This is a genomic window from Chitinophaga filiformis (genome assembly GCF_023100805.1).
GTDB lineage: Bacteria > Bacteroidota > Bacteroidia > Chitinophagales > Chitinophagaceae > Chitinophaga > Chitinophaga filiformis_B.
Genome location: NZ_CP095855.1, coordinates 744,957 through 762,632, shown reverse-complemented (window position 1 = coordinate 762,632; position 17,676 = coordinate 744,957). Strand labels below are relative to the sequence as shown.

The 17,676-nt window shown below is 46.4% G+C and carries 14 protein-coding genes; 8 read left to right on the top strand and 6 right to left on the bottom strand.

Going from position 1 to position 17,676, the window contains the following annotated elements; translation table 11 throughout:
- Window positions 1-337: 337 nt before the first annotated feature.
- Window positions 338-1,597 carry a pyridoxal phosphate-dependent aminotransferase gene (locus MYF79_RS03135; protein WP_247812518.1) on the top strand — a complete coding sequence of 420 codons (1,260 nt, stop codon included), beginning with the start codon at window positions 338-340 and terminating at the stop codon, window positions 1,595-1,597.
- 104 nt (window positions 1,598-1,701) lie between these two features.
- Here MYF79_RS03135 and MYF79_RS03130 read toward each other — a convergent pair whose 3' ends face one another.
- Window positions 1,702-2,181: a hypothetical protein gene (locus MYF79_RS03130; protein ID WP_247812517.1), complete on the bottom strand. Its 480-nt coding sequence runs from the start codon at window positions 2,179-2,181 to the stop codon at window positions 1,702-1,704.
- Between the two features lie 877 nt (window positions 2,182-3,058).
- Here MYF79_RS03130 and MYF79_RS03125 point away from each other — a divergent pair.
- The 5 genes from MYF79_RS03125 (at window position 3,059) to MYF79_RS03105 (ending at window position 9,987) form a co-directional block, all read left to right on the top strand.
- The gene (locus MYF79_RS03125; RefSeq protein WP_247812516.1) at window positions 3,059-3,670 is read left to right on the top strand and encodes a TetR/AcrR family transcriptional regulator; all 612 of its coding nucleotides are present in this window, start codon (window positions 3,059-3,061) and stop codon (window positions 3,668-3,670) included.
- A gap of 81 nt (window positions 3,671-3,751) precedes the next feature.
- Window positions 3,752-4,291 carry a TetR/AcrR family transcriptional regulator gene (locus MYF79_RS03120; protein ID WP_247812515.1) on the top strand — a complete coding sequence of 180 codons (540 nt, stop codon included), beginning with the start codon at window positions 3,752-3,754 and terminating at the stop codon, window positions 4,289-4,291.
- 55 nt (window positions 4,292-4,346) lie between these two features.
- The gene (locus tag MYF79_RS03115; protein ID WP_247812514.1) at window positions 4,347-5,708 is read left to right on the top strand and encodes a TolC family protein; all 1,362 of its coding nucleotides are present in this window, start codon (window positions 4,347-4,349) and stop codon (window positions 5,706-5,708) included.
- A 31-nt stretch (window positions 5,709-5,739) separates the two neighbouring features.
- Window positions 5,740-6,801, top strand: coding sequence for an efflux RND transporter periplasmic adaptor subunit (locus MYF79_RS03110; RefSeq protein WP_247812513.1), 1,062 nt, complete (start codon window positions 5,740-5,742; stop codon window positions 6,799-6,801).
- A gap of 6 nt (window positions 6,802-6,807) precedes the next feature.
- Window positions 6,808-9,987 (top strand): efflux RND transporter permease subunit, encoded by a 3,180-nt coding sequence (locus MYF79_RS03105; protein ID WP_247812512.1) that lies wholly within the window; start codon window positions 6,808-6,810, stop codon window positions 9,985-9,987.
- A 185-nt stretch (window positions 9,988-10,172) separates the two neighbouring features.
- On the opposite strand, the gene MYF79_RS03100 is transcribed toward MYF79_RS03105, so the two are convergent.
- A complete protein-coding gene (locus MYF79_RS03100; RefSeq protein WP_247812511.1) occupies window positions 10,173-11,588 on the bottom strand; it encodes a nicotinate phosphoribosyltransferase in 1,416 nt (471 codons plus the stop codon).
- Window positions 11,589-11,599: 11 nt separating this feature from the next.
- Window positions 11,600-12,511, bottom strand: coding sequence for an NUDIX domain-containing protein (locus MYF79_RS03095; RefSeq protein ID WP_247812510.1), 912 nt, complete (start codon window positions 12,509-12,511; stop codon window positions 11,600-11,602).
- 272 nt (window positions 12,512-12,783) lie between these two features.
- Here MYF79_RS03095 and MYF79_RS03090 point away from each other — a divergent pair, with 272 nt between their 5' ends.
- Entirely contained in the window at window positions 12,784-13,593 is an 810-nt protein-coding gene (locus MYF79_RS03090; RefSeq protein ID WP_247812509.1) for a helix-turn-helix domain-containing protein, read from the top strand.
- A 98-nt stretch (window positions 13,594-13,691) separates the two neighbouring features.
- Window positions 13,692-14,531, top strand: a complete 840-nt coding sequence (locus MYF79_RS03085) for an SDR family oxidoreductase (protein ID WP_247812508.1) — start codon at window positions 13,692-13,694, stop codon at window positions 14,529-14,531.
- Window positions 14,532-14,728: 197 nt separating this feature from the next.
- On the opposite strand, the gene MYF79_RS03080 is transcribed toward MYF79_RS03085, so the two are convergent.
- Genes MYF79_RS03080 through MYF79_RS03070 form a run of 3 tightly spaced genes read right to left on the bottom strand, consistent with a single transcriptional unit; the run spans window position 14,729 to window position 17,524 of the window.
- On the bottom strand, window positions 14,729-15,415 hold the full coding sequence (locus MYF79_RS03080) for an NUDIX hydrolase (protein ID WP_199654205.1): 687 nt from the start codon (window positions 15,413-15,415) through the stop codon (window positions 14,729-14,731).
- A 47-nt stretch (window positions 15,416-15,462) separates the two neighbouring features.
- On the bottom strand, window positions 15,463-15,864 hold the full coding sequence (locus MYF79_RS03075; protein WP_247812507.1) for a hypothetical protein: 402 nt from the start codon (window positions 15,862-15,864) through the stop codon (window positions 15,463-15,465).
- 37 nt (window positions 15,865-15,901) lie between these two features.
- Window positions 15,902-17,524 (bottom strand): M28 family peptidase, encoded by a 1,623-nt coding sequence (locus MYF79_RS03070; RefSeq protein ID WP_247812506.1) that lies wholly within the window; start codon window positions 17,522-17,524, stop codon window positions 15,902-15,904.
- Between the last annotated feature and the right edge of the window lie 152 nt (window positions 17,525-17,676).

Below are 17,676 nucleotides of genomic sequence, written 5' to 3'. Positions count from 1 at the left end.
TTTACTTTTTGCTTTTTTATCAAAACCGGCCACTGTAAAGGTTTCTGATATTGTTGGCCGTATTCCGGGTTTGTTAACCGCACTAAAAATAAGGCTTTTTAAGAAAGCGGACAAAGATAGAAAGAATTGTCAAGTATCGTGCTATTTACAGATATTACCGTAAAATGCAATGTTAGACAAAGTGATGATTATGTGTGTTTTTATTGAAATTAATTTAATGAAACGAATGTTTATTATGATGTGGTGAAAAAATTTACTGTTTCTTTTAAATGATGTTCATATCCTTTAGCTTTGCGGGCGCAAAAAAATATTTTTAAAACTAAAATTCTTTTGGGTTATGAAACTGTCTCATTTAGCCGAAACCTTGATCGGGTCTGAAATTATCAAACTGGCCGGTGAGATAAAGGAGAAGCAGGCCAAGGGCGAGAAGATCTACAATTTTACCATTGGGGATTTTGACCCCAAGGTATTCCCAATTCCGGCTGAATTTGAGGAAGAGATCATAACGGCTTACAAGGAAGGGTTTACCAATTACCCACCGGCTGACGGTATTCCCGAATTGAGGAAATCTGTGAGCGAGTTTATCGCTGAACATGAGAACCTGACCTACGATCCGGCCAAGGAAATCGTGATCTCCTGCGGCGGTCGTCCAATCATCTATGCAACTTTCAGAACAATTGTTGACAGGGGAGAAAAGGTAGTATATGCTACTCCATCCTGGAACAATAATCATTATACTCACTTCCTGGAGGCAGAGCACGTAGTGCTGGAAACAAAGCCAGAGAACGACTTCATGCCAACTGCTGCCGAACTGAAACCACTGCTGAAGGGGGCCACCCTCCTGGCGTTGTGTTCTCCGCAGAACCCAACAGGTACCGCTTTCGGCAAGCAACAGCTGGAAGAGATCTGCGACCTGGTAATTGCCGAGAACAAGAGCCGCAGCGCTGATCAGAAACCTTTATACATCCTGTTCGATCAGATGTACTGGGTACTGACCTTTGGCCAGACGCACCATTACACACCAGTTACCCTGCGTCCTGAACTGCGCGACTACACCGTTTTCATCGACGGTATGAGTAAAGCTTTCGCGGCTACCGGTGTAAGGGTGGGCTGGGCTTTAGGACCTGCTCATGTAATCGGTAAAATGAAATCCATCCTCTCTCACGTAGGCGCCTGGAGCCCGATGGCAGAACAACATGCGGCTGCCCGCTATCTGCGCCGCAAGGACGAGGTGAACGTTTACCTGAAGAAATTCAAGGCAGAAGTGGAAGAACGCCTGCAGAAGATCTATGAAGGTTTTGACAGCCTGAAGAAAGCCGGTCATCCTGTAGAGGCTATTGCACCGCAGGCGGCTATCTACCTGACCCTGAAAATCGACCTGGCCGGTAAAAAGACCGCCGATGGTACCGTACTGCAGGACCAGGCAGCTGTTACCTCTTACATTCTGAACGAGGCTAAATTGGGCCTGGTGCCATTCTATGCTTTCGGCTCTTCCAAAAACTCTCCATGGTATCGTCTCAGCGTAGGTACCTGTAAGAAAGAAGAGATCCCGGCTATGATCGCCCAGCTGAAATCAGCATTGGAGAAACTGCAATAACAGATTATACTGGCAAGCTATAAGAAAAGAAGAAAGGCCGCCCCGTCTCGAACGGAGCGGCCTTCTTCATTGAATAGGTGTGGTGTTGTGGAAAGAAGGGTATATTAGTGTTTATTGTGACCTCTGCCCTGTTTCCCGTGACCCCGGTTGTCTTTCTTCCACTGCCCGTGCTGTGGATGGTCCCTGTTCACGAAATATTTCTGTTCCCTGCTGTCACGGATGGATACCTGGTCATGTTTGTTCCTGTAACCATAATATTCCTTACGATACTTGTCATGGTATAAATAAGGCCTGTTTACGCCATTGATCACAACTTTATGCGCGTGGTATACGTCGAAATCTGCGTATCTCGCAGGCAGGGTGGCAGACCTGCGCCAATCATTACCATACCGGTAAACATATACCCTGTCTGGTACATAATAGTATGTTTCGATATCGGGGAGATAATAATAATCAACATGATCATAACCCACAGGTCCCCATACCGGTTGCCTTCCTATATTGATACTTACATTGATCTGCTGGGCCATGCTTGTTGCCGTAAAACCTGTTACGGCTAACAGAAGAAACATTAACTTTTTCATAGCGTTTGATTTTACCTATATAAGGCAAAACCAATGCCCTAAACTGTCGGCGTCATTTTTCTGAGATATAGAGCAAAAATTTGTCGGCTAAAACCCTGAATGTTGAGACCAGTTATGTAGGAAATTGATTCATAAGCCCCCGATATTCATCCCCGGATATGAATGTTTTATTATAACCGACATTTAATGAAAACGGTCACCAGCTATATAAGCGCAATAATGCTCCCGTAACATTAAATAACCCCGTAGTAGCCCGAATGTTTACTTTTCCGGGGAATGCCGGGTTAGCCTGCGGATGGTTCTCCCGGAAACCAGTGGCCGGCCCTTCCTGATAAGATTCTTCCCGAACAGCCAGCTCAGCGCTTCCTGCAGCGGCTGATGCTCCGGGCATTAGCCGCCTGAATACGGTATTAACACTGGCGGGCTGTGGCTTTTTACGTCTTTGAACAAAAGATAACCATAGAAGAACCATTGTTAAGACCTGATCTGTATTAGACTGATAACTGTTTGCCGGACCCGGTTAAAGACAGTATTTAATATGAAAATCCGCCAATGGTTCGGTAGAGGTTCGGTGGAGGTAGCCTCATCCTCCCTTAATCTTCCGTTCCGGAACGGAAGATTAAGGGAGGATGAGGCTACCTCCACCGAACCTCTACCGGATCTCTACCAAAGCTGAAAGCTGACTTTCTTGTTTTGCGGCGAAAAATAAGATTTATAGAAAGTTGATTATTAATTATTTAGTAAACTGACTTTTGACTTTTCAACTATCTGACTTTTGGAGTCAAAAAGTTAATCTATTGTTAAATGGTCAACTTGTTTCACTATTATCCGAAATCTTCCTATTTTTGACTCGCAAACTAAAAAAGTCAAAAAGTTAATGCTTGCTGAGAACAAAGATGAAATGAGGGAGAAGATCCTTGAGGCGGCTTTGAAGCGGTTTATGCACTATGGTGCTTCTAAAACCACTATGAATGAGATTGCAGATGATCTGCGCTGCTCAAAGGCATCGTTGTATTATTATTTTTCCGATAAAAAGGCATTGCATAATGCCGTGTTAATGAAGATCGGGGAAACCTTCTTTGAGGAGCAGGAAGCAGAGGCTGATAAGGCGATTTCATCTGAACAGATCTTCACCAACATTATTGCTATAAAAAAGCAGTTCGTTGAGCGCTACAATCGCCTGGAACTGTTTAAGATACTCAATGATAAATCAGAAGAGATACAACAGATCATCCGGTCTGTTCATGAGCGGGAAACCAAGATGCTCACCAAGATCATAGAAAAAGGCGTAGCCTCAGGAGAATTTGACGTCGAAGATCCTGTAGCGATCGCACAATTATACAGGGATGCCATGGAAGGATTGCGATTTGCCGGCATGAGCTGCCTTCCCGAAACGATCCCGGATATAGACAATGAAGCATTTGACAAGATAGTAGCACAGCAGAAATTGTTGACGGAAATATTCGTTAGAGGAATCAAGAAACAATAAACAGGAGTAATGCCAGTCAGAGCACGGATATTGGAAACAGCATCAAGGATGTTCAGGACGTATGGAATTAAGAGTGTTACAATGTTCGACATATCAAGGGAATGTGGGGTGTCAAAGAAAACGGTGTACGAACATTTTAGGGATAAGGAAGAACTGGTACAGGACGGGGTGCGCTTTTTGCTGAACAGGCATGAGCAGCATCTGGAAGATTTTCGTCAGCAATCTGCTAACGCTATTGAAGAACTGTTGAAAGAGGTGGAGTACATTGAACAGGTGGGAAATACAATCAATCCCGTGATGCTGTTTGAAATGGAGAAGTACCTGCCCGATACCTGGAAAGACGTGGAGGTGTTTAAACAGGAGCGGCTATTGCAGGCCATCACTGCCAACCTCGAAAGGGGAATACAGGAAGGCATTTACCGCAGTAACCTTAATCTGAATATTATAGCACGTACGCGGCTGCTTCAGCTGGACCTGGCTTTTGAACCGATGCAATTTCCTGCTGCACAGTTCAATATGCATGAGGTCATAAGAGAGATCACCATACATTTTATACTTGGAGTGACGACAATGAAAGGACGTAAGCTGGCAGCTGAATACCTACAAGTTAAAGAAGACTAATACTACCGCTTAAAACTATATCCGCCAACTAAAAAAATCAAAGTAAAACATACGGATGAAAAGGATAATGTTAACGCTTATTCTCTTAATGGGAATAGGGGGATATACCTCCTATGCGCAATCGGAACTGTCGTTGCAGGAGTGCCTGAAGTATGCGCTCGCTAATAATCAGCAACTGGCACGTACCCGGCTGGAAGAAGATATGGGCCGTTTTAAAACCAGTGAAGTAAGAGCCAGGGCACTACCCCAGGTAAATGCCCAGGGACAGTATACCAATAATATCAAGAAACAGGTGCTTGCTGTTCCCGGCGAAATCACCGGAGGCGCCCCGGGTACCACTACCCTGCTGCAAGCCGGTACCACACACAATGTTACCGCTTCCGGTACTGTGACACAGGAAGTATACAATCAGTCTGTGTTTACAGGCCTGAAAGCTGCAAAAGCCGGTGAGGAATACTATAAAATGCAGACAGTGCAGAACGAGGAGACCGTAATCTATAACGTAACACAGCTTTATTACAATACGTTGGTGTCCCGCGAGAAGATGATCGTACTGGATGCAAATATTGAGAAGCTCACTAAACTGGTAGAGACCACTTCCTCCCAGGTGCAGAACGGGTTGGCACGTAAGATAGACCTTGACCGTATGCGCGTGAACCTCACCAATTATAAAACACAACGTACACAGGCGCAGAACCAGTTCCTTGTACAGGCCAATCAGCTGAAACAGCAAATGGGCATGTCTATGAGCACCACCCTGAACCTGCCTTCCGCTTCATTCAGGGAAATAGAGAACAAAGCAACATTGGTGGATTTTGGTGGTATGAATGTCGACAGCAGGATTGAATACCGCCTGCTGAAGAAACAGGAAGAGCTGCAGGAATTCCAGAAGAAAGCTTACCTCGCGGAATATTATCCTTCTCTCGCTTTATCTGGCAACTACTCTTATAATGGTATCAGCAATAAGTTTGACATGCTGAAATCCAAGTCAGGCGGTTCTACTGCCAGCTGGTACGATATGGCGGCCGTAAGCCTTACACTGAAGATCCCCATTTTTGATGGATGGGCGCGCCGCTCGCGTGTAAGCCAGGCCAACGTAACCCTGAAGCAGCTGAAGAAAGATATGGAGGCTACTACTCTCTCTCTGAATACGCAGTACGAGAACGCCAAACTGCAGGTGCAGAATAACCTGGCCACTATCAAAGCGCAGAAAGAGAACGTAGATCTGGCCAATGAAGTATACAACTCTACCCAGAATAACTATAACCTGGGACTGGCCAACCTGACGGACCTGCTGGATGCTGAAACATCCCTCACCTCCGCACAGAACAACTACAACGAAGCCTTACTACAATATAAACTGGCAGAACTGGATATCATCAAATCCAATGGTAACCTGAAAAGCCTGCTGAACTAATTAAAACCGCTAAAACCGCATACCAAACTATATGAAAAAGATTCTTATCTGGGGCACACTGACCATTGCAGCTGTCGTATTGATCATGTGGAAACTGGACGCCAATAAAAAAGCCAACGAAGCTAAGACGGAATTTGTGAAGCAGAGCAATGCCGGCGAGGTTCCCGTGCTGGTGGAAAAGGTAGCGAAATCGGATTTCTCACAGGGCTTTCAGTCCAATGGTAATTTCACGCCTGTACGTGAACTGACCTACCTGGCAGAAACTACCGGCCGCATCACTAAACTGCTGGTAGATGAAGGCAGCGTTGTACACCAGGGACAAATAATCGCGCACGTAGATGGCGAGATACTGGGTACAGACCTTGCTGCTGCTAAAACCAACCTGGAACAGCTGAAGGTAGATAAGGAAAGATATGAAGCTGCATTCAAAACCGGTGGGGTAACTAAAAAGCAAGTGGATGATGCAACCCTGCAATATGAACTGCAGAAGACAAAATATGAAGCTGCCAGCCGTCGTGTAGGCGATACCTACATCAAGGCTCCTATCAGCGGTGTGATCAACAAAAAATATATAGAGCAGGGCGCCTACCTCTCCCCCGGCAATAAGATGTTTGATATAGTAGATGTATCCCGCCTGAAGCTGGCAGTATCCGTACCTGAGTTCCAGGTGGTAAACCTGAAGGAAGGCGATAAAGTGAAGGTAACATCCAATGTATTTCCTGAAATGAACTATGAAGGTCGCGTAACCTTCATAGCTGCAAAGGGCGATAATACGCTTAACTACCCTGTGGAAATGGAAGTGCTGAACAACACCGGCAAACAGCTCAGAGCCGGTATGTATGGCACCGCTCATTTTGAGATGAAGGAGGCATTGCCAACTATTATGGTAGCACGTACCGCTTTTGTAGGTGGTGTGAACAGCAACCAGGTGTATGTAATGGAAAATAATACGGCTAAACTGCGCAAAGTGGTGGCTGGCCGTATTTATGGCGATAAAGTGGAGATCAGGGACGGATTGAATGAAGGAGAAACTGTTATTACCAGCGGACAGATCAACCTGGTAGATGGTGTTAAGGTAACAGTGCAAAAATAATCAACTATGAAAATCACAGAAGTATCCATAAAACGGCCCACAATAGTGGTGGTGATATTCACCATTCTTACTTTGCTGGGTGTGATGAGCTACCAATCGCTCAACTATGAGCTGTTGCCGAAATTCGAGTCGCCGGTAGTAACCATTGCAACAGTATACCCCGGTGCGTCACCGAAAGAGGTGGAAAGCACCATTACAAAAAAGATCGAGGATGCGGTAGCATCGATGGAGAAGATCAAGAAGATCATGTCAAAATCTTCTGAGAGCTTGTCTACCGTTACCGTGGAATTGAATAATGATGCCAATGTTGATATTGCCCTGCAGGATGCACAGCGTAAAGTGAACGCTGTCCTGTCAGACCTTCCTTCAGATGCAAAGGCTCCATCACTTACAAAATTCTCCCTGTCTGATTTGCCTATCATGACCCTGTCTGCCACAGCAAAAATGGATAGTAAGGAGTTTTATGACCTGGTAGATAAAAAACTGCAGCCTTTATTATCCCGCCTGCCGGGTGTAGCGCAGATCTCCCTGATCGGCGGGCAGGAACGTGAGATCCAGGTGAATATAGATCCAAACAAACTGGAAGCATATAAACTGTCCATCAACCAGGTAAGGCAGACAGTTACCAACGCCAACCTGGACTTTCCTACCGGTAAAGTGAAAACAGCCGACCAGCAGATCCTGATCCGCCTGGCAGGTAAGTATAAGAATGTGGACCAGCTGCGTAATCTTGTACTTACAACAACTGCGGATGGTACACAGATCCGCCTGAGCGACGTTGCTGATGTGCAGGACGCCCAGAAAGATGTGGAACGTATGGCCCGTGTAGATGGAGCAAACGCGATCGCCCTACAGGTACAGAAACAGACAGATGCCAATGCGGTAACTGTGAGTGAGGAAATGAAAAAGGCGATTGCACGCGTAGAAAAAGATTATGCTGCCAATAACCTGAAGATCGTTATTGCGAACGACTCTTCGGATTTTACACTGGAATCTGCAGATTCTGTGATCCATGACCTGATCATTGCGGTAGTGCTGGTAGCAGCAGTAATGCTGTTGTTCCTCCATAGTATCAGGAGTGCCATCTTCGTAATGATCTCTATTCCGGCATCCCTGGTGGCTACCTTTATCGGTATGAAGCTGTTCGGCTTCTCACTGAACCTTATGTCCCTGCTTGGTTTGTCTCTTGTGGTAGGTATCCTGGTGGATGACGCCATTGTGGTGCTTGAGAACATCTACCGTCACATGGAGATGGGTAAGAACCGGGTACGTGCTGCGTTTGATGGTGTGAAAGAGATCGGTTTTACCGTTACCTCCATTACCCTGGTAATTGTAGTGGTGTTCCTCCCCATCTCTTTAACAAACGAACTGGTATCGAAGATCCTGAGAGAATTCTGCGTGGTGGTAATGATCTCTACGATGCTCAGCTTGTTGTCGTCCTTTATGATCGTACCACTGCTGTCATCCCGTTTTGGAAAGCTGGAACATATCACCGGGAAGAACTTCTTTGAGAAATTCATCCTCTGGTTTGAAAGACAGCTGCAGAAATTCACCGACTGGATGACCGGTATCCTGAAATGGGCGCTGAGCCATAAGCTCATTACCCTGGTAGTGGCCATAGGCCTGTTGTTCCTGTCCTTTATGCTGTTAGGTAAAGGATATATCGGTGGTGAATTCATCCCGAGAGGCGACCGTGGCCAGTTCATCCTGGTACTGGAAATGCCGAAAGACGCTTCTGTAGAACAGACAAACCAGGCTACACGTAAGGCAGAACAATATCTGTCTAAAAAGCCGGAAGTGACCCGTCTGATCACTACTGTAGGTCAGACGAGTGAGGATGGTATGGGTACCTCCCAGTCTACTGCATATAAATCAGAGATCACGGTGATGCTGGTAGATCCTGAAAAACGTGCGGACGGTTCTGATATATACGCCGCAAAAACGAAGGCGGAAATAAGCAAGGTCCTGCCTGGTGTGAAAGTAAAAACCATGAACGTAAGTATCCTGGGTACGGCAGAAAACGCGCCTGTAGAACTGGTAGTGATGGGTACTGAGCTGGATAGTGTAATGACATATGCGAAAGAAGCAAGAAATGTGCTGGCGAAAATAGATGGTACCAGTGATGCGAAATTATCTGTAGAAGAAGGCAATCCTGAGATCAACGTACAGGTAGACCGCGATAAAATGTCGGCTCTTGGCCTGACATTGGAAAATGTGGGAGGCACCATGCAGACTGCTTTCAGCGGAACAGCAGACGACTCTAAGATAAAATTCCGCCAGGGCGATTATGAGTATGCGATCAACCTTCGTTTCGATGACTTTAACCGTAAAAGCCTGCAGGATGTGTCTAACATCCAGTTCCTCAACAATCAGGGGCAGCTGATCCGTTTATCGCAGTTCGCAACTGTAACGGAAGGTTCCGGTCCAAGCCGTCTTGAAAGAAGGGATAAGAATACTTCAGTGTCTGTAAAGTGTTTGGTGATAGGACGCCCAAGTGGTACCGTACAAACCGAGTTCGCCACAGCATTGGAGAAATTGCGCAAGCCTGCCGGAATCTCCTATGTGTGGGCAGGTGATGCGGAAAACCAGGGAGATTCATTTGGTGCGCTGGGTGCGGCCCTCCTGATCTCTATTGTAATGGTGTACCTCATCATGGTGGCGCTGTACGATAATTATATCTATCCGTTTGTGGTATTGTTCTCTATTCCGCTGGCCATTATCGGTGCATTGCTTGCGCTTGCACTTACGAACAATACCCTGAACATCTTTACCATCCTGGGGATCATTATGTTGATAGGCCTGGTGGCAAAGAACGCTATTATCCTGGTTGACTTTGCCAACCAGATGAAAGAGCAGGGCCAGAGTACCAACGAGGCGTTGATACATGCGAATAATGCCCGTCTGCGTCCGATCCTTATGACTACCATCGCCATGGTGATCGGTATGTTACCTATTGCGCTGGCAACCGGTGGTGTCGCCTCGATCAAGAATGGTCTGGCCTGGGTGATCATCGGAGGGCTGATCAGCTCTATGTTCCTTACCCTGATCGTAGTACCGGTGGTATACAGGGTAGTGGACAGCGTGATGAACCGTTTTGGATGGAACAAGCCTTCTGCCAAGCGATTGATCCGTCAAAGGCTGGTAGCGCCTTATGCAGCGGAAATTGAAGAAACATCGTTGAATTGATCAATAAAGAATTTAGTTACTAATAGTGTAACAGTTGTAGGTTTAGGCAACAGGCCGGAGTAGTCTTACTCCGGCCTTCCGGTTACCTGCACCTTTAATGGAAGTCAGGGATGATACATACTGTTGGAGCAAAAAAAAGCCGTCGCTTCGGACGGCTGGTATGGGGGACAAATGATGGCGAGAAGTCAGATTGTTGCGTTCTTTCTTATCTGGTTAAAAGTATACGTTGTTTTGATCTCACCATTTTCAAAAACTGTAAGCAGCTGATCTTTCAGTTCCGGAGCTTCGTTTTGAGGAAGGGATTTATAGGCGCCATTCTCCAGTACGAGTTTCTGTTTACCTGATTTGGATTTTTTGAAAGATACCCTGGTGTTGCCATTGGCATCCAGCTCCAATGGATTTTTCTGTACGTTGATAGGTTTGCCGTTCACCTGTGCAAAAGAGCATTTAAGTGCGAATTCCTGCGTATCTCTATTGACCCTTTGCAGTAAAGCGCCACCCATACCCAGTACCAGGTTTTCAGCACTGATGCCCGCCTGTTTTAACGCTTCAAAGATGGGAGGAATAGAAGAGTAACTGATACCATCACCCTGTATTACCCTAACCTGTGGAGGTAATACTTTATAGCCTTTTTCATTCAGGGTATAGCCGAAAGTTTCCATGAGGATCTCAAATACTTTCAGGAGCGTCTGTATGGCATCTCCACTGTCGGGGCGGATCACCAGTGTACCCTGCCTGTTAAGTATCTGTTCTTTCAGTTCAGTGCCCCAGTATTCTTTACACGCCCTGAAGATGTTGTAAGAGTCGGAAACACAAGCAATGGTGCCTGTAGGGAAGGCATTGAGGATATGACGGAAGATATCGACCTCTCCTTCTTCACCCAGCATGGTTACGATAGAGTGCTCGGTAGCCGGAATGGATAGTCCGGGAGCAGCGGGTGCCTGGTAATATCTTTTGGCAAAAGTGGAACCGATCAGGGTATCGCTACCAGAGAAGTTGATCAGGTGAGCGCTGCCGCCGATACCTGCACTTTCGACGGAGCTGGCGCCACGGAAACCGAAGTCGTTCAGCACAAAGTCTATTCCTGCAAAAGCAGCTTCACTGGCGGTTTCTGTGTAATATTTCTTCACTGTCTTTTTGATCTCCCTGGAAAGTGTGGCTACGGTACAAGGGTACCATACCTGCATAAGCAGTGTTTCCAGGAAATTGGTCAACCAGTAACATTCGGGGTCTGTATTTTCGATGCTCATCAGCACGTTGCGTACGCCAGTTACAGTACCTTCAGGAACCGCTTTGATACGAACGGGAAGGCGGCCTCCGTGTTTCTCAATGATATATTCGAAACGGCTGCGGTCAAATACATCATTGCGACCAAATACTTCCAGCAGCGTGGCCTCGGCTTCATCAATTTTTTCTTTGGTGATAACAGCGCCCTGCAGGTATTCCATCAGGAAATATTGCAGGCCATAGAACACGGTTTCGTCAAATTTGCCTCCGCGGCTTTCAAAGTAGGAGTAAATGTATTCGGTGCCGGGGATATAGAGCTTGTGGTGGGAATATTTATAGGCATCTGCTAATAAAATGAGGTTTTCCTTTGTCATGATTCTTCTGTTTAGTCGTTAGTAGAATATTTTTCAGCTAATTTTTTCAGGAGGGGGATGTGTGTACTGACTATTTCACCTTGTGCGATCAGCTCGGGGATTGCATTGACATCGATCCAGCGCATGGCGGCCAGATCATCGTCTGCAGCGGGTTCGCCAAATAACAGATCAGTACTGAAAAGGGTGGTGATGATCTTATCCACTTCAGAGCGGTAGCGCCAGTCATCCATTTGCAGGGACATTTCGTACTGCATAGGGCTTGTTTCTATCTGTCCGCATTCTTCATGGAGCTCTCTCGCAGCAGCGGCGTCAAAGCTGACATCGTCCGGATCGGCAAAACCACCGGGCAGTCGCCAGGCATTTTCGGCGGGTTTACGCCCTAACAGCAGTTCACGGCGATTATTACGGAACAATGCAATGTCTACTGTAGGGTATACCTTAGGGTAAAGATTGTAGGTGCTATAGATGATACCAGCGCGGAACTCTTCTGTATCAAACACCTTGTCAGAAACCGCTTCTCTTTGTGCAGTAGCATTAAAATCCTGTACGGGTGGTAATGCTACAGTTGGAAAGCGTCCGGAGTAAAAAGGGATAAAGCTATCCCGGCTACCATAGAGGATGAATGTTTCATTACCTAAGTTATTTCCCAGTAATTCATCCAGTTTACGTGACCATACTTTGTCTGAAGCCTGATCGCTGAGCGGGAGTACAATTACATCGGGGAAGAGCTGTTTCAGCATCCGCTCGCGGGTGTAATAGTCCAGCGGGTTTTTACGGCCGCCTTTGATGGGGCTGACACCTAATACAATGATCAGGCGATTGTGTTTGGATTTTACTTCTTTGATCAGCTGTAAGTGCCCTTCGTGTAAGGAAGGCGTCTGGAACCTTGCGATTATTACTCCTGTAGGCTTTTGCGTCGTCATTGATAGTATGCTTTTGTGTAACTTCTACACAAATATATAGCGGTTTAAACATATAAACAAAATATTTTCCGTAATAATTACACAAATATTTCGTGAAGAATGATGGAAAGTTCTTAGGTGTATGATTAACAATTTATTAAGTGGTTTAAAAATATGAATTCCCGGCAGAATACTTCAAAGTGAGCTTCTAACTAAAGAAAGATTGAGCTCCTCACGAAAGCAGAATAGTGGAATTAACCACAACTTTGTACTGTAATCAACGCGGATCAATAATGGGAAGCCTGACAACATCTGATAACAAACTACCAGGAGTACTATACTCGCATGTAGATGCCCGGAAGGTAGTTGATGAGCAGTTCATAGTGGAACACGGCCTGTGTATAGTTATCTCGGGCGTATTTAAGGTGGCGGATGCAGGAGAGAACAAGAGTTTCCACGCAGGAGATATGATATTTTTCCGGAAGAATTTTCTTGCGAAGTTCATTAAGCAACCCCTGGAAGACCAGGACTTTAAATCGATCACTGTTATTCTCGACAGGAACACATTGATGGAATTCAGCCGGCAGCATGGTTACCAGTATGAGCACCCATATACATCCGGCCATGCGGTATTGAAACTGGCACCTAACATATTGCTTGAAAATTTCTTCAATACACTAGGTTATTATTTCGATACATCTTTGCCTGAGCGCCTGGTTGATCTGAAAAAGCAGGAAGCACTGATGTTGCTATTGCAGGAGCATCCGGAATTAAAGAATGTGCTTTTTGACTTTGAATTGCCGGGGAAAATAGACCTGGAAGCATTCATGCAGCAGAACTTCATGTATAACGTCAATATGGAAAAGCTGGCATTCCTGACGGGCAGAAGCCTGGCAACGTTTAAACGGGATTTCAGAAAAGTGTTCGGAACCTCTCCCAACCGTTGGTTGCAGCAAAGACGACTGGAGGAAGCACATTATCTTATAAAGGAAGAGAACAGACGTCCTTCGGATGTTTACCATGAAGTAGGCTTTGAAAGCCTCTCCCATTTCTCATATTCATTTAAACAATTCTACGGGGTAAACCCCTCAAGTCTTCAATAAACAAACAGCGAGACAAGGCAAGCAAGTGCTCAGAGAGAAGCGATTCTCTCTAACGGGAAGTTCATGCCTGATATTTAATCAATGAAATAATCATTATTATGAAAAAGGTCATCTTAATTACCGGAGCGTCGTCCGGTCTGGGGAAAGCTACGTCCATGTATTTTGCAAACCAGGGGTGGAATGTAGTGGCTACTATGCGCAACCCCGAAAAGGAACAAGATCTCATCAATGTACCGAATATCCATGTTTCACGTCTTGATGTACAGGACACCAATTCTATCAGGACAGCCATTGAAACGGGCATCAGGCATTTCGGCAGAATAGATGCACTGGTGAATAATGCTGGTTATGGTCAGCAGGGCATATTTGAAGCCGTTACGCCTGAAAAGATAAGAGAGCAGTTTGAAGTGAACGTGTTTGGGCTGATGGAAGTAACCCGTGCTGTACTGCCTCATTTCAGAAAGCAGAAAGGGGGTACTATCGTGAATGTTACATCGGGCGCTGGCCGTGTTACGGTACCGCTGTTGTCTATCTATTCCGCATCGAAATATGCCGTGGAAGGATATTCGGAGTCGCTATCTTATGAGCTGGCATCCCAGAACATTAAAGTGAAGATCGTCGAGCCGGGATACATTGTCACCGATTTTTATAAGCGTGCGGCCCATGAATTTGCAAATGATCCTTCACTGACAGATTACAACGACTTCCTGGCAGACATGAACGCCCTGTTCTCTTCCTTCAATGATGGGCAGAACGCAACCGCAGATGATGTAGCCGGCACTATTTATAAAGCAGTGACTGACGGCACTCCAACCCTTCGTTACGTGATCGGGCCTGACCTCGAGCCGATGATCGCATTGAGAGATAGCCATCCTGACCATGAGTATATGACCATTATGCGCAGCAGATTTATGCCAAAAGCATTTGCGGAGAAATGAGTGCGGGGGTAAGTCCGGTTTCGGGACGGCAGCGTTCCGGGCCGGATCATATCTGTGTTGCAGACAAACACGAAGGCGGCTGTCCTGCTCCGCTATAGAAGGTCAGTATTTTTTATGCCGGTAGTATCTGGTTCCCGCTGTTAGCGATTTCCATTGGAAACGGTTTTAGGCAGTTGTGATGCGATGACAGGTAGCGATCAGATCTCGAATGTGATCCCCTCCTTTTTTAATTGAAAATAGCGCTCTTCATTAAAGCTATAAAGCTTAGCGGGTCGGCCTGCAGAGGGGTGTTTCTGTTTTTCATTGTGTCCCGCCAGGATGCCCAGGTGATTGATCTTCTTCTGGAAGTTACGGCGGTCAATAGGCCGGTCCAGCACTGTTTCATATAATTTCTCAAGGTCTGAGATAGGGAATTTTTTATCGAGGAGTTCAAATCCTATAGGCTCATACCTGATCTTGGCCCGTAAGCGCTTTACTGCAGCTTCCACGATAGCGGCATGATCAAACGCCAGGTCGGGAAGTTTCTTGATATCAAACCAGTTAGCGTCTTCCGCATCTGAGCTGGCAGCCAGTTTAAAATTGGTCGGGTTTACCAGGCCAAAATAAGCGACGGATACTATTCTACCCCGGGGGTCACGTTCCGGCTGGCCAAATGTATAAAGTTGTTCCAGGTAGTTGATGTGTACACCCGCTTCTGTTTGTAGCTCGCGGGTCACTGCTTCTTCCAGTGTTTCACCGTCTATCACGAAACCTCCGGGCAATGCCCAGCGATGCATGAAGGGCGGAATGGTACGTTTGATGAGTAATACGGAAATGCTTTCTTTGGCGGTATATCCAAAGACCACCGCGTCTACACAAAGTCTGATATTTTGCTTAGGTTCCAAATCCAGTTCTAAAGATTATGGCCGGTTCTGGTGATCCGGCATACTCACTATTTAATATATTGTTCCACCTGTGTAGTGTCTTTCTTCAGATTGATAAACAGGGGATTTTTCATCGGATCGAATGCAATGATCAGGTTTGCCTCCTGTGTATTTGAAGGCGGAGGAAGTTCTATAAGTACCTCCTGCCTGTTGTTCCTGCGAAACAAAAGGCTGTCTTTGCCGGCCACATGACGTACAAAACCATGACGCTCAAGATAAGCCGTCAGTTCCTGCCTGCGTTGCAGTATGGAGTCTACCTGTGGATCTCTGTCTACCGGTTTCACATTGCGTACTACATAACTCTTTTCGGTAATGATCTCATAACCGGAAGTATCTTCATCCCTGTTACGTGTCTGATTACACGAAAGACAAAAGACCGTAGCGCCCAATATGAACAAAACACGCTTCATACAACGATATTAAGGGCTGCAAGATATTATAAAACGATCAGAATTGGATATCAAATACTTTTTCGCTGTCTTCCCTCCTGACTTTCACAGTGGTTTTGTCACCTTTTTTGAAAGTTGAAAGCGCCTGCATATAGTCTTCCAGGTTCACGATGGTGTGTGATCCCAGTTCAACGATCACATCATTGGCCAGGATGCCGGCTTTGCTGGCTGGCTTATTATCAGACACACCATCTACCCTCACCCCTGCTTTCTGCCATGTATAATCCGGCATAATGCCCAATGTTACAGAGAACCGGGGGCTGGAGGTGGCGGTAGCTTGCTTGTCGCGTGTGCGGGTGAAGGCCACCTTATCCATATTGTTGGTTTTCTCTACCAGTGTATACACGACTTTGATGACGCTTAATTCTCCTGCGTAATTGATCTTGGCAGCTTCATCGGATGGTTTGTGATAGTCGCTATGGGTACCGGTGAAAAAGAACAGTACGGGCACATTTTTCAGGTAAAAGGAAGTATGGTCTGAAGGTCCGGTACCGGAGGAGTCGTAGGTAGTACGTATTTCAGCCGGGATGGTTTGTTGCAATAATGCAGGCCATACGGGAGAAGTACCTATCCCTCCTACCTGTAAGCCCCTGGCAGGATCCAGTCGCCCTACCATGTCCAGGTTGATCATATAGTTGAAGGTGCCGGGAGCAATGGCGCTATGCTCGGTAAAGTATTTAGAGCCGAACAGTCCCAGTTCTTCTCCCGAGAACGCGACAAACAGGTAATTATATCTCTGCAGAGGGGATGCCTTGAGCAGACGGGCCAGTTCCAGGAGCGCTGCTGTTCCGCTGGCATTGTCGTCGGCGCCGTGGTGTACGGTCTTGTCGTTAGGAGCCAGTGAATTCTGGTCTTCCCCATGGCCCAGGTGGTCAAAATGGGCGCCGATCACGATGGTACTGGCGGCTTTATTATCTATATACCCCACCACGTTAGTGCCGGTACGCCTGCCGGCGGTAAAGTTCACCTGCATATTTATCCGGAGATCTTCAGCCTCGGAGAGCATTTTGCTGGTTTCACTGTTTACCCACATCACGGGAATGGAGAGCGGATCGACAGCGACGGACAGCCATTTCCGGACTTCCTGCGGTTGTTCATCGCCATTATAGAAGATCACTCCGGTAGCACCGGCCTTGGCCGCTTCCCGGGCATTTTGCCGGTATATTTCCAGCGGATCTGCATGTGGCTGCATTTCAAAGTCCTTCACATTAAAGAGCCAGATGTTTTCCGGTTCATTCACATCGCGTAATACGTCGCCCTTGGCGCTTTTCTGTGCGCTGAAAGGGAGGGGAATAAATTGTTCTCCCGGGGTAAGTGTGGTTTTATTGACAGTCAGGTGTGAAGTGGTGGCTATCAGCTTGCCTTCGCTAACGGGAAATGTCTGGAGGTAACCGCTGTCTCCTTTTGGAGTAAGTCCTGCCAGCTTCATCTGGGTAGAAATATATTCCGCCGCCAGCTGTTCGCCCGGAGTGCCTGTACGCCGGCCATCGAGTTTATCGCTGGCCAGAAAGGTAATGTGGGCCTGAAGGTTGCCCAGCGTCTTGCGATCGGCTTTTTTTTGGGCGTTCAGCTCATGAGTAAAGGGTAATAACAGCGCCAACAGGCATATGGTATGCTTCACAGTTGTTGAGTTTTTAAAGAGTCTACTGAAAGAGCCGGCAGACCAGGTCTTTTTTTTTGCAAAGATACGTATCTAAGTGGCTGATTAGCAATGAATGTGTCGATTGCTAATAACAGTTTCATGTTCAAAGTTGTTCATATACCGTTGCAGGT

What these genes read in the sequence shown, in the direction of transcription:
- MYF79_RS03120 (WP_247812515.1), top strand. Translation starts at nt 3,752, where the DNA reads ATGTTCGACATATCAAGGGAATGTGGGGTGTCAAAGAAAACGGTGTAC.
- MYF79_RS03125 (WP_247812516.1), top strand. Translation starts at nt 3,059, where the DNA reads ATGCTTGCTGAGAACAAAGATGAAATGAGGGAGAAGATCCTTGAGGCG.
- MYF79_RS03130 (WP_247812517.1), bottom strand. Translation starts at nt 2,181, where the DNA reads ATGAAAAAGTTAATGTTTCTTCTGTTAGCCGTAACAGGTTTTACGGCA.
- MYF79_RS03105 (WP_247812512.1), top strand. Translation starts at nt 6,808, where the DNA reads ATGAAAATCACAGAAGTATCCATAAAACGGCCCACAATAGTGGTGGTG.
- MYF79_RS03075 (WP_247812507.1), bottom strand. Translation starts at nt 15,864, where the DNA reads ATGAAGCGTGTTTTGTTCATATTGGGCGCTACGGTCTTTTGTCTTTCG.
- MYF79_RS03090 (WP_247812509.1), top strand. Translation starts at nt 12,784, where the DNA reads ATGGGAAGCCTGACAACATCTGATAACAAACTACCAGGAGTACTATAC.
- MYF79_RS03110 (WP_247812513.1), top strand. Translation starts at nt 5,740, where the DNA reads ATGAAAAAGATTCTTATCTGGGGCACACTGACCATTGCAGCTGTCGTA.
- MYF79_RS03100 (WP_247812511.1), bottom strand. Translation starts at nt 11,588, where the DNA reads ATGACAAAGGAAAACCTCATTTTATTAGCAGATGCCTATAAATATTCC.
- MYF79_RS03135 (WP_247812518.1), top strand. Translation starts at nt 338, where the DNA reads ATGAAACTGTCTCATTTAGCCGAAACCTTGATCGGGTCTGAAATTATC.
- MYF79_RS03085 (WP_247812508.1), top strand. Translation starts at nt 13,692, where the DNA reads ATGAAAAAGGTCATCTTAATTACCGGAGCGTCGTCCGGTCTGGGGAAA.
- MYF79_RS03115 (WP_247812514.1), top strand. Translation starts at nt 4,347, where the DNA reads ATGAAAAGGATAATGTTAACGCTTATTCTCTTAATGGGAATAGGGGGA.
- MYF79_RS03095 (WP_247812510.1), bottom strand. Translation starts at nt 12,511, where the DNA reads ATGACGACGCAAAAGCCTACAGGAGTAATAATCGCAAGGTTCCAGACG.